This window comes from Thalassovita mediterranea (genome assembly GCA_019448215.1).
Classification (GTDB): domain Bacteria; phylum Pseudomonadota; class Alphaproteobacteria; order Caulobacterales; family Hyphomonadaceae; genus Henriciella.
In genome coordinates this window covers 629,001-641,111 of the sequence record CP080408.1, presented here as the reverse complement: position 1 = coordinate 641,111, position 12,111 = coordinate 629,001, and the positions used below count along the sequence as shown (strand labels likewise).

11 protein-coding genes are annotated in these 12,111 nt (G+C 58.9%); 3 read left to right on the top strand and 8 right to left on the bottom strand.

The annotated features are described in order from the left end of the window. Positions 1–3: 3 nt before the first annotated feature. Both KUV46_03115 and KUV46_03110 read right to left on the bottom strand, forming a co-directional pair. Positions 4–1,773: an arylsulfatase gene (locus tag KUV46_03115; protein QYJ01393.1), complete on the bottom strand. Its 1,770-nt coding sequence runs from the start codon at positions 1,771–1,773 to the stop codon at positions 4–6. 3 nt (positions 1,774–1,776) lie between these two features. Further along, positions 1,777–3,426: a sulfatase gene (locus KUV46_03110; GenBank protein ID QYJ01392.1), complete on the bottom strand. Its 1,650-nt coding sequence runs from the start codon at positions 3,424–3,426 to the stop codon at positions 1,777–1,779. A gap of 133 nt (positions 3,427–3,559) precedes the next feature. On the opposite strand from KUV46_03110, the gene KUV46_03105 reads away from it, so the two are divergent. The 3 genes from KUV46_03105 to KUV46_03095 all read left to right on the top strand — a co-directional run bounded on the left by KUV46_03105 (position 3,560) and on the right by KUV46_03095 (position 6,113). Continuing rightward, positions 3,560–4,174, top strand: coding sequence for a TetR/AcrR family transcriptional regulator (locus KUV46_03105; GenBank protein ID QYJ01391.1), 615 nt, complete (start codon positions 3,560–3,562; stop codon positions 4,172–4,174). A 193-nt stretch (positions 4,175–4,367) separates the two neighbouring features. Beyond that, positions 4,368–5,435: an alpha/beta fold hydrolase gene (locus tag KUV46_03100; protein QYJ01390.1), complete on the top strand. Its 1,068-nt coding sequence runs from the start codon at positions 4,368–4,370 to the stop codon at positions 5,433–5,435. A 30-nt stretch (positions 5,436–5,465) separates the two neighbouring features. Then, positions 5,466–6,113 (top strand): DsbA family protein, encoded by a 648-nt coding sequence (locus tag KUV46_03095; GenBank protein ID QYJ01389.1) that lies wholly within the window; start codon positions 5,466–5,468, stop codon positions 6,111–6,113. 59 nt (positions 6,114–6,172) lie between these two features. Here KUV46_03095 and KUV46_03090 read toward each other — a convergent pair whose 3' ends face one another. The 6 genes from KUV46_03090 to KUV46_03065 all read right to left on the bottom strand — a co-directional run bounded on the left by KUV46_03090 (position 6,173) and on the right by KUV46_03065 (position 11,942). Continuing rightward, positions 6,173–6,553 (bottom strand): hypothetical protein, encoded by a 381-nt coding sequence (locus tag KUV46_03090; protein QYJ01388.1) that lies wholly within the window; start codon positions 6,551–6,553, stop codon positions 6,173–6,175. Positions 6,554–6,567: 14 nt separating this feature from the next. Next, entirely contained in the window at positions 6,568–7,653 is a 1,086-nt protein-coding gene (locus tag KUV46_03085; GenBank protein QYJ01387.1) for an MBL fold metallo-hydrolase, read from the bottom strand. Positions 7,654–7,749: 96 nt separating this feature from the next. Next, the gene (locus tag KUV46_03080) at positions 7,750–8,211 is read right to left on the bottom strand and encodes a response regulator (GenBank protein QYJ01386.1); all 462 of its coding nucleotides are present in this window, start codon (positions 8,209–8,211) and stop codon (positions 7,750–7,752) included. Next, on the bottom strand, positions 8,208–10,202 hold the full coding sequence (locus tag KUV46_03075; protein QYJ01385.1) for a PAS domain S-box protein: 1,995 nt from the start codon (positions 10,200–10,202) through the stop codon (positions 8,208–8,210). The genes KUV46_03080 and KUV46_03075 overlap by 4 nt, the downstream gene beginning before the upstream one ends. A 4-nt stretch (positions 10,203–10,206) precedes the next feature. Further along, entirely contained in the window at positions 10,207–10,854 is a 648-nt protein-coding gene (locus KUV46_03070; protein ID QYJ01384.1) for a response regulator transcription factor, read from the bottom strand. Continuing rightward, positions 10,851–11,942 (bottom strand): hypothetical protein, encoded by a 1,092-nt coding sequence (locus KUV46_03065; protein QYJ01383.1) that lies wholly within the window; start codon positions 11,940–11,942, stop codon positions 10,851–10,853. The genes KUV46_03070 and KUV46_03065 overlap by 4 nt, the downstream gene beginning before the upstream one ends. Between the last annotated feature and the right edge of the window lie 169 nt (positions 11,943–12,111).

Below are 12,111 nucleotides of genomic sequence, written 5' to 3'. Positions count from 1 at the left end.
TGCCTACCGAGCTCGCATCGTCCGCAACAGGCGCCTTGCCCCAATGAAGAGCAGCGCCAGAATGACGAGAAGCAAAAGGCCCGCGATCAGGAACCAGTACCAGTAATACTCCCAGAGCTTTTCGCGAATGTTGTGCGCGATTTGCTGTTCGACCTGATAACCTGGTGGCAATTCAAGCACGCCGACCCGCTCAGCATATTGACGATACGCTTCCATGAGGTCGGCCTTGAGATCCGGCATTTCAACTGAGAGGTCAGCCGTCTCGCCGGGGTCATTCTCCATATCGAACAGACGCCAGACGCTGTCGCCATGCGGAGGAAGATTACGCACGAGTTTGTAGCGGCCGCGATAGAGAGCAGCCTGCCCCGAAGTGCTAAAGCCGACGGCTTCATGTTCGCCATAAACGGTTCCGGCCTCGCCATTCAAAAGCGGCAGCAGCGACCGACCTGTGATTGGCTTTGTGCCGGGAGCATCACTTTCTGCTCCGGCGAGTTCGAGCAGGGTTGGCGTCACGTCTGCCATTGTCGTGAAAGCTGAGACCGTTGAAGCCTCTGGCAGCCCCGGGCCCGACATGATGAGGGGAACGCGCAAGCCGCCATCGCCAGCGTGAAACTTGAACAGATTGTTCGGTCCCGCCATCGCGCTCGCGCCACCAGAGCCAAGCGCGACATAGCTACCGCGCTCGCCCAGTGTGTCATAGTCGCGGGAATATCCTTTCAGGTCGAACCACAACTGGAGCTGTGTATCCCATGGGTCGCCGCCTTCAGGTCCATTGTCTGAAGTGACGACGAAGACAGTGTTTTCGAACTGACCGGACGCTTTCAGATAGTTGATGAGGTTGCCCACCTCGGCATCCATGGCTTCCAGCGCACCTGCATTGACTGCCATGCTCTTGGCGGCGATGCGCTGCTCTTCCTCAGACAGGTCGTCCCAGCGCGGGATTGTTTCGGGCTGAGGCGCCAGCGCGGCGCCCTCTCGAACGAGCCCCAACTCCTGAGCACGGCGCCACCGCTGTTCACGAATCCCGTCCCAGCCATCGCGGTAGGTGTCGAGATAATTGTCCGTGAAAGACTTTGGCGCTTGGACGGGGATATGGACCGCCATGAATGACACATAGGCGAAGAATGGCTCTGACTGGGCCTCATCTGCCTCCAGATAGTCCTGCATCTGCCTGACAATGAAAGTCGAGGAATAGAAGTCGTCCGGAAGGTCGGCTTTCTCCCCATCCTCGAACCAGGGCGCCTCCTTGTAGTAGGGCAGGTAGGGCTTGTCCTCCCAATTATCGGCCCCGGAGGCGTCGAGGATGAAGGAATGGTCGAAGCCATGATCCACGGGCAACTCGCCCTCGCCATGTCCCAAGTGCCACTTGCCCGTCATATAGGTCCGATAGCCTGCGCGACTGAGCTTTGTCGCGATCGTTTCGACGCCGGGTTCCAGCGCCATTGTATAGCCGGGCTGGCCGCGGTGTTCGGGTGGCAGGACTTCCGCAATGGTGCCAAATCCCGCAAGATGATTATCGAGGCCGGTGAGCAGCATGGCGCGCGATGGGGCGCAGAACGGCGTGGCCCTATGCTGGGTGAACAAGGCGCCGCTATTCGCCAACATGTCGATATTGGGTGTCGCTGCTTCCCCGCCATAGACTTGGAAGTCCATGAGAGCCGCGTCATCAACCAGAATAACGATAAAGTTCGGCCGCTCTGCATGCGCGGCAAGTGATGCCGAGAGCGCGAAAAGCGCGAGGATTGAGCGCAGGAAATATAATGCGGTCTTCATGGATCAGTTCGGCCAGTAGACATATTCGTCATCGGGACCGGCCGGATCAGCATTCGTCTTGTCGATCCGCACTGGGGTCTCGGTCGTAAATGGATAAAGAGGCGCGCGCGCGTCTGCCCAGTGGCGATCAATGAGGGCCTGCAGGTCCGCTGCTTTATCGGGATGGCTTTCGATGAGATTGAGCGTTTCGGTCGGATCCTCAGCCAGGTTGAACAGCCAGCTTTTCGATTGGCGTTCATTCACCTGCAGCTTCCAGTCACCAGACCGCACGACCTTGTAGTAGCCGCTCGACCAGAAGATCGCGTCATCCGGGCGCTCAAAAACCTCCGCCTCGCCTGTGGCAAGCGGCAGAATGTTGCGGCCGTCGATCTCTACATTCCCTGGCATGGATACGCCTGCGGCAGCCACAAGCGTGGGAAGTACGTCGATATGGGCGACAGGCTCTTCAATCACTGTGCCGGGCGCAATCCGGTCCGGCCATGATATGAACATTGGAACCCTGATGCCGCCTTCAAACAGGGTAATCTTCCAGCCCCGGTAAGGTGCATTCACGTCCGGGATGCCGATATATCCGGCGCCGCCATTGTCCGAGGTAAAGACAATGATCGTATTGTCAGCGAGGCCCTCCGCTTCAAGCTTGTCCATGATCCTTCCAACGCTGCGGTCCAGTGCGTGGATCATGGCTGCGTAGACGCGTTCGCGGTGGGGCTCGATATCGCCGACCGCCTCGAAGTCTTCGCGGGTTGCTTGCAGTGGTGAATGTACACCCCAATGAGCCAGGTACAGGAAGAAGGGACGGTTGCGATTGGCTTCGATAACGTCCAGCGCTTCGTCGGTGTAATAGTCGGTGATGTAGGAAGCGGGCTCAAACCACTCATCACCTGGCGTTTCTCCGGCGCGGTCAAAATCAGCGGCAAACTGCATCCTTGCCCAGAGGAAGATGTCGATCGGGTCGAAATCGAGTTTCGCGTTCACAACGCCCGGGTCGTCTTCTGGAAGGTAGAGCCCGCTTGCCATCAGAAGGCTTTCGTCAAACCCTTGAGACACGGCCCTGAAGGGGGTGGCCCGCCCCAGATGCCACTTGCCGATATGGACGTTGTGGTAGCCCGCGGTCTGGAGCGCTTCAGCGATGGTCACTTCTTCGCCGGGCAAGCCCATATCGGCATACTGAACACCGCTCTCATCGGCTTGCCTGTTCCACGTCATGGGCGGCAGGCCAGCGTCTTCCAGTGTATCTTCGGCAAACATCGAAACCACGCGGCCCATGCCGGGCGGCGTTGGAGTAAATTCAAATCCGGTCCGGGTCGGATATCGTCCGGTGAGCAGCATGGCCCGCGACGGTGCGCACGTTGCCGTACCTGAATAGGCGTTCTGAAAAATAGCGCCGCTGCCGGCCAGTCTGTCGATATTTGGGGTTGGCACCGCACCGTCGGCCACGCCGCCGCCAAAGGTCGAGATATCGTTGATGCCGAGATCATCTGCCAGGATAAAGATGATGTTTGGAGGTCTTGGCGTCCCGGATTGCTCGGCGGCAGGTCCCTGATTCCACTCGATGGATCGGTTCTCGGCCACCTCCACCTCTCCCTGACTGGAAACGAGGTGAAGAATGATCGCTTTTCGGTTGAGCCAGGCAAGACCGGCCAAAATGATCACCAAGCCCACTGTAGTGATGGCGATACGCTTCCACACTTGCTAGTCCCCCCAAAAGAAGCTGGCGCAACGACTATCTGGCCAGCGCCTTTTAATGTATCATATTAATGCTGCGATAGCATCAGGTGCCGGTCGAATGCAACAAAGTACGAAGTCGAATACGAAAGCAGCGCTTATCCGCGCGGCCGAACGCCTGTTTGCTGAGAAGGGCCTTGGCACGGTCTCGGTGAAGGACATTACCGTTGCGGCTGGCGCGAAGAATCCAAGCGCCGTTCACTATCACTTCGGAAATATCGAAGCGCTTATGCGCGAGGTTTTCGCGCACCGATACAAGTCGATTGAATCGGCGCGGCTTCAGCGTTTGACGGCGCTTCTCCAGTCAGGGTCTGACTGGACGCTTCAGCAATTCCTGGAAGCCGCGATCAGCCCGCTGTTCGAGTCGTGCATGGATGAAGACGGACGCCTCTATGCGAGGTTTTGTGTTCAGCTTGCGGCTGACCCCCGCTTCGACGTCATGGCCCTCGTACAGGACATCGGCATGAAAAGTGTCTTGAGCCTCCGGGAAGGGCTCGCAAGCAAGATAGGCCATGTGCCTGCTGAGGTATTGCAGGCGCGACTTCGTCTGGCTTTCAAGCTTTCCCTGATGCAGAGCGCTGACTTTGCGCGTGACCTCGAGGCGGGAACTGCCCCACCCGTCACCGAAGCGGTGAGCGAGGCGGCTGCCGGCCTTGCGGGCTTTCTTGAAGCCTGAAGCCTGCGTCATGGCAGAGGTTGAACCTCAAGACTGCGCTTGCCTAATCGCAACAGATCTTTATTAATGCATTGCATTAATGGGCGGGCTGCCTGAATGCGCCGAGCCCGCCGGTCGGCCGAGGCGGGATCCGTGGCGGGCCATTTGATAGGCGACGACGTCACTGGCTAGCGAGGTCGGGCAGGAGGGGAACATGATTTTGAGGATCGTATTGATCGTTCTCGCCACATTGGTCGTGGCAGCGCTTGTCGGCGCTTTCCTCATTACCCGGCAAGGAAAACTGGTGACGCCAGAAGGGCAGGGGGTTGTCACCATCGGCGCCAAGACATTCGAGGCATTCCCGCTCCCGGACTATGCTGCTCGCTTTGTCACCGAAGACTATAAGAGCTACCTCATAGAGGTCGAACCGGGCATCAAGATCCACATGCTGGAAGTGGGCACGGGCTATCCGGTCTTCATGCAGCACGGCAATCCGACATCAGGTTTTCTCTACCGGAAAGTGGTTGAAGAGCTTACGCTCGATCGTGTCCGGGTCATCATGCCGACACTGGTTGGTCTCGGGTTTTCATCGAAAGTCCCGGTCAGGCAGCATACAGTTGCCAACCATAATCGATGGCTCAACAAGGCTCTGAACGAACTGGACCTTGAGGGTGTCGTCTATGTCGGTCAGGATTGGGGCGGCATTATCGGCGTAGGTGCGCTCTCGCTTTCTCCGGGGCTTCTCGAAGGCGCTGTCATGATGAACACGGCGATTTATGCGCCGACCGAGAACATCAGCCTTTCGCGTATCCATGATCTGGTGAGGACGCCGATTGTCGGCGAGCTGGCCGTTGAAACCGTCAATTCCATTTTTGATCAACTGGATAGCCCTCAGCACGATCCGGATTCGATGCCCCCCGAGGTCAAGGAGCTTTATGGTCGGCCAGTTCTGGAAAGCGGCAACAAGAAAGCTCCGCTCGCCATGATGCGAATGGTGCCGCATTCACCTGATCATCCCAGCACCGCGGAGATGGCGAAACTGGTGCCATATGTTCGCAGCCTCGACATTCCGGTCGAAATCGTCTGGGGGATGAATGATCCGATTGTCGGACGCACACTCCCTTCCATGATGGAGCATTTTCCGACCGCGCCGGTAACTGAGACAGAGGCGGGTCACTTCCTCCAGGAAGAAGTGCCCGGCGTCATCGCTGATGCTGTGATGAGAGTGGTGGATGAAGTACAGGAAAGCTCTGCGCAGTCTGGCGTCATTACTGGAGACTAGCCAATCTGCGCTAACGCAAAGGAATATGATATGACCGCGAAGATCGACGTTTTCTGGTCCTTTCGAAGCCCGTATTCCAGGCTCGTCGTTCCAGACTTGCTGAAGCTGGGTGAGGACTTCGAAGTCGATATTGCTCTTCGGCCCGTACTGCCGCTCGCGATCCGCAACCCTGAGGCGCTGTTCGATGCGAACGACCGACGCGCGCCGATCTATATCGTTCGCGATAGCATGCGGCGAGGTGAGATGCTTGGTCGGCCTGTAATCTATCCGCTTCGCCCCGACCCGGTCGTACAGGACTTCGCCACCATGAAGGTCGCCGAGGAGCAGCCCTACATTTATCGGCTGACGAAACTTGGTGTGGAGGCGAACCGGCGCGGAAAGGGACTTGAATTGGCCGGTCACGTATCTGCGTTGATCTTCGGTGGCACCCAAGACTGGGACAAGGGATCAAGCCTTGGCGATGCGGTTGCGCAGGCGGGGCTGGACCTTGCGGAGATGGACGAAGCCATCGCAAACGGTGATCATGAAACGGAAATAGAGCGCAATCAGGCAGCCCTGGACGCGTCCGGGCATTGGGGCGTGCCGACCATGGTGTTCGAGGACGAGCCGTTCTTTGGTCAGGACAGGATCGATACGCTTCGCTGGCGGATGGAGAAAGCTGGTGTGCCAAAGCGCTGAAGGATGGCCATTGCCCTCGCTCGCTGAACCGCACGAAGTGTTTCAGCCGACCGTGCGGGTCAGCGCGATGAGGCACTCCATCTGCCTGCAAAGAGCGCTAGCGCCACAAGCACCAATTCGACGATAATTGCGCGTGCAACGCCCTCAGGTGGTCCCGACAGGACCACGTCAATGATGCGGCCGGTGACCGCAATCGCGTACAGACAGGCCGCGCCGTAGAACCAGTGCACCCGGCCTGTGAAAAGTGCACCGCCGCATAGCAAGGCGTTTGCCCAGGCAAAGCCGACAATGTCGGCCCTAACTGAATTTCTGCCCATGTCGCTGAGAGGGGCGAAGCCAAGCTGCTCGGCGGCCCTGTCCGGGGCGATCAACGCGGCCGCCCCGAGCAGGACTGAAAACAGGAAAACGAGTAGTCCGGCACCTTTTGCAGCCAAGGTCATGGTCTGGTCCTCACCTAGAATGTCGTTCGTTTGATTATGCGATCTGACCCGGCTGGAAGGCTGAAGAGCATGCCGTCCCGCCCGACTGTTATTGGCCCATCAAAGTGTGACCGGGCATCGCCCACGAATGCGGCCTCTATAAGTGGCACAGGAAGGGGCGGCACCAGGTGGTAGAGCACAAGATGCCTTGCACCAGCTTCCTGGGCGGCTCTGGCGGCCTCCACTGGTGAGGCGTGATAATCGAGAATATCGGTGAAGATTTTCTGGCCATTGGCTACGCCCCGCTCACCGAGTTTAGCGCTGATTGCGGTCACCATTTCCCTGTTGAGGGCCTCGTGGAACATGATGTCCACGTCCGTCGAAGCGGCGATGAATGGCGGGTGAAATATGGTGTCACCGCTCAGCGATATGGACCGGTCCTTGTAATCAATGCGATAGGCGAAAGCGGGCTCAATTGGTGAGTGATCGACGCGTATGGCAGTGATCGTCAGCTCACCATCCTGGAAGACGACGCTCTCACCTGCGGGCCCAGCTGGCAGCTCAATCTCGGTTGCGATGCCGCCAAAGCCTGCGGGATCTGCGACCTCCATGCCGTGATGGGCGAGGCGGAAGGTGCTGTCGATCCTGTAAGCGGCGTTGAACCCGTCAACGACCTCGCTTGTCCCGACAGGGCCGAATATCGCCGTCGGCGTCTTGCGCGCGCCAGCAATCCAGGACTGGAGCAGTAATTCTCCCAGGCCATCGATATGATCTGAATGCATGTGCGTGAGATAGACCGCCTCGAGCCTGCCCCACGGAAATCCCATCGTTCCGAGATTGCGCGCGCCGCCTGCGCCAGCGTCGATGATATAGGCGCGCGTCCCGGCAAGAATTCCGATGCAGGGACCGGCGCGTGTCGGATCAGACATGGGAGAGCCAGATCCACAGACATAGACATGCAGCCCGTCCGGCAGATCTGCCGTTCTGTCCACGCCTGCATTGCGCTCTACCGTGCGGTTGAAGGCGGCCATGGCAATCTGCTGTTTGAACAGGTTGAAACCGGCGAACGCCAAGGCCGCCACAATGACGATAGCGATGATTATCCTGCGTACCCAGACCATGCTTACATCCCCCAGACCCATTCAACGGCCGCTACCGACACCCTCGACGCGACATCGGGAGAAATTAATATATCACATTAAATTTGGGTAGCCAGTCTATTCTATGCCGTCCGCCGGCTCAGTACGGTGTCTCAGGCGCTCGTAGAGGATTTGCGTCTCCAGCAGGTTGGATATCCGCAACGCGATTTCGATCACATCGAAGGGTTTGGACACAAAATCCTTTGCGCCAAGAGAAAGCGCCCGGCGGCGGGCCTGAAGGGTTGTGTCGGCTGTCAGCACAAGAACGGGCCGAAACTCATCTGGTCGGCTGTGGCGGCGAAACGCATCGAGCAGCTGATAGCCGTCGATGTCGGGCATCATCAGATCGAGCAGAATGATATGTGGCTCGATCTCGACCAATTTCTCGATGGCCTGCGATGGATCAGACAGGCAGTGGATTTCGGAATAGCCCTCACGTTTGAGCAGGGTTTCCAGCAAGAGGAGGTTTGCTTCCTCATCATCGATAATCAGGACACGCCGCTGCAGGATCTGATCATATGGGACTGCGATGGAGGTCATGCCTTCTTCGAAGATTCCTTGGTGTGCTGCGCTTGGGCTCCCTCGCCGCTGGTCTGGCCAGGTTGAGCCATTTTCAGGGTGAACCAGAAGTCTGCGCCGCCGCTCATATCCTTGCGATGGGCGTAGCCGATTTCGCCGCCCATGGATTCAACGAGCCGCTTGGAGAGCGCCAGGCCAAGGCCTGTGCCCTCAACACCTTTGACCTTCTGTCGGCCCAGCCTGTCGAAGGGCGTAAACAGGCGAGAGACGTCTGCCTCCTTCACGCCGTTCCCGTCATCAAGCACATGAACACGAACCTGGTTCTCCATTTTCTCAGCAATGATCTGAACCGATGTGCCTTCGCGGTTATACTTTGCAGCATTGGAAGCGAGGTTGAGGATGACCTGCACGATCCGTCGGCGATCGCCAGTGATTTTCGTGTCTTCTGGCAGGAGTGAAAGGTCGTACTGGAGGCTGGCAGCCCTCAAGATCGGACCAGAGAGGTCGTAAGCTTCAGCGAGGACATCGTTCAAGCTGAGGTCTTCTTCTTTCAGCTCAGCGCCGCCTGCCTCGATGCTGGAAATGTCGAGCAGGTCATTGATGAGGGAAAGAAGATGACGCCCTGCCTTCAGGATCTGGTCAACTGACGTCTGGTGCGTCGGAGAAAGCTCTCCCCGGTCGAGCTCCAGCACTTGCGCAAAGCCGAGGATGGCGCTCATTGGTGTGCGAAGTTCATGGCTTGTGCGTGACAGGAACTCACTTTTTGCGGCACTCGCGGCGACCGCCTGTTCCCTCGCCAGCTTCAGGAACTCTTCGGCACGCTTGCGTTCTGTCATGTCGCGAGTGACTTTCGCGAAACCTCTGAGCTCACCCGTCTCATCGCGAAGCGCCGTGACCACGACATTGGCCCAGAAGCGCGTGCCATCCTTACGCATGCGCCAGCCTTCATCCTCCGTCGTGCCATCACGCCGTGCGCGCTCAAGTATTTCCTTTGGAAGGTAATCGCGCGTCTCTTCCGGATAAAACGTACCGAAGAAGCGGCCCAGTATCTCGTCGGCGCGCCACCCCTTGATGCGCTCTGCGCCAGTATTCCAGCTTGTGACATTTCCTTCGGGGTCGAGCGCGAAAATCCCATAGTCGCGTACGCCTTCCACAACGAGCCTGAACCGTTCTTCGCCCTCTCGAAGGTCGCGTTCGCGAGCCCTGAGCAGCTCGCTGGCGCGGTCCACTTTTTTTGCGAGCCTGCCGATCTCGTCACGCTCATCCGGAAACGGGTTTAGCGGATCGCCAGCCTGTAGCTTTTCCGCGTTTACCTGAAGCATGCGAACACGGCGCACGATGCCGGTTGAGAACAGGAAGACGGCAGTAAGGCTGCCCAGCAGTCCAACAATGGCGCTGATTGCGGTCAGTGCGAGGAAGCGTGCGCGGACGGTGTCGACACGCGCGCGCCGGTTGTCGAGCAGGATGCCTTCCTGGCGCTGGATTTCTTCAATCTGACTGCGCAAATCATCAAGAACGGCCTTGTTTGCCACAAGGGCGGAAAGCACTGCATCGGACCTCGCCGGACGCTCCCCTTCACGGCGGGCGAGCGCAATCAGGGCATCGAGGCCTGCCTGTTTCTGCTCAGTGATCTCCAGAAACCGTTCGAACTCACGCCGGACGCCTTCGTCCTCAATCGCTTCATCGAGGCGTGCCAGGGTCAAAGGCAATTCGCGTTCGGCCTTGTAGAAAGGTTCGAGAAAGCGGTTCTGATCGGTTAGCAGATAGCCGCGTACGCCGCTGGCGGCTTCTGCAAGAAGCGCATGGACCTGATAGATGTCGCGCTGAATTGCGAAGGCGCGTCGTACATCGTCCTCAGCCCGCGCCTCTGCATCGCTTGCGATATAAAGACTGCCGAGCGATCCAATCAGGATAACGAGGGGCAGGGCCACGAGGACGAGTCCCTTGAAGGGCAGGGAAAGGTCTGCCCAATAGCGGCCAACTCCTACTTTTCGCGCTGGTGCATCCGTCATGACGTCAGCTCTGCCTTTCCCGCCAGCGCGTAGCGAGAACGGCGGCCTGCGTACGATCAGCGACGCCAAGCTTGGCGATGAGCCGCTCAACATGCGCCTTCACTGTTGCGGGGCTTATCGAGAGTTCTCTGGCGATGGCCTTGTTCGTCATGCCTTCGGCAACATGGTCCAGAACGGCGCGCTCACGCGGTGTCAGCCTGTCGAGCGCCAGTTCGTCATCATTCGGGCGGTTTGGCCGGGAGAGGAGCGATGATAGCAAGGCTGCCGGGATCGCGGTGCCGCCAGCCATCACCTGCCGGGCCGCTTCGCAGAGATCGTCCAGCGACGCATCTTTCAGCACGTAGCCAGTCGCGCCGGCATCCAGCGCTGCGCGTACATAATCTGGATCATCATGCAGGGTCAGCATCATGATTTTCGGCGCATCCGGCAGCCGGGACACCTCCCGCGCAACGCCGAGCCCGTCCATACCCTCACCGAGCCTGATATCGAGGACGACAAGATCCGGCTGATGCCGGGCGATCATCTCGAGCGCTTCGGCGCCGTCCTTTGCCGCTGCGACCACATCCATTCCACCGCGAATGAAGGCCGATTTCAGCCCTTCTCGCGCCAGTTCGTGATCATCCACAATGAGAAGCCGGATCTGAGCGCTCACCGAATACCCTCAATTTCCGCCGTAACCTGTACGCCGCCACCCGGCATCTCGCTGACCATCAGGCGCCCGCCGATCGAGAGCATTCTCTCTTTCATCATTTCGATGCCGACTTGCTCACCGGGCAATTTGGCGGCGTCTGTGCCCGCGCCTAGTCCGACCCCGTAGTCGCGAATGGCCATGCTCCAGCGGCCCGCATCAGGAACCGCTTTAAGCGTGACATCCACACGGCACGGACCACCCGCGTGTTTCTTGACGTTTGCCAGCGCTTCCTGAGCAATCCGGTAGTAGGCGGTGGAGAGGCCAGCGGGCCACTCCATGCCAGGGTCGGCGGCCACGGACACGTCGAATCCATCTGCTCTCATCTTGTCGCTCATGACTTTGAGCGCCGAGGCGAGGCCAAGATCGTCGAGTGCGGTTGGCCGAAGCCCTGCGATCACGGCGCGAAGTTCACGTATAAGTCCCTGCGACATGCCGATGAGCCTCGACCGCTCTGCGTCGGAAATTGCTTCATCGGTGGGAATGGCTTCGAGCTGTCGAAACAGGGCGCCCGCAGTCTGGGCTACACCGTCATGCAGGTCTCTGGAGACCCGGCGACGCTCTTCCTCCTGCGCATTGAAGAGATTACCGATCACATGCTCGAGGCGGCGTTCGCGCTCCTGAAGTGTGTCGAGGAGAAAATCGTTTTCCCTTTGCTTTGCCACCCGCTGGATGGACGAGGCCATGAGCTGACAGAGAAGGGAGAGGGCCTGCCTGTCTTCCTCATCGGCGAGTGTGTCGAGGCTGCCAAGCTCTGACAGTCGAAGCGTGCCCACCCGCTCATCAGTTGAACCAGGCGCGATAAGTGGAATGCCGCCGACATTTGCTTCAAACGAGACGGCCCCTTCGCGGCTTCCGGCAAAGTGGGCTGCGCGCATCGCACTGTGCTGAAGGACCGTTGAAAGCGTGTCTCCGTCTGCAGCCGACAGGTCGCGGCTGGCCTCCACGAGAAGCCGCAGGCGTGCGGCCCGGGCTTCGGCAGACCGATAGAGATCGCGAAGTTCGGCAACCGTTTCTGGTTCTGCAGACAGGGAAGAAGGCTCTTTGGACACGCGAACTATCTAAGGCAGCCCGCGGAAAACGCATAGGCCATTCGGCCTAGGCCGCCAGACCTGCTGACTGGCCGAATTCAAGCGGGGCGCGACAGGCCATTTCTTCGCCACGGGCAATGAAGCCCGCCAGATACCGGCAGTTACGGCTCTCGCCGTGCGCCGTCAGACA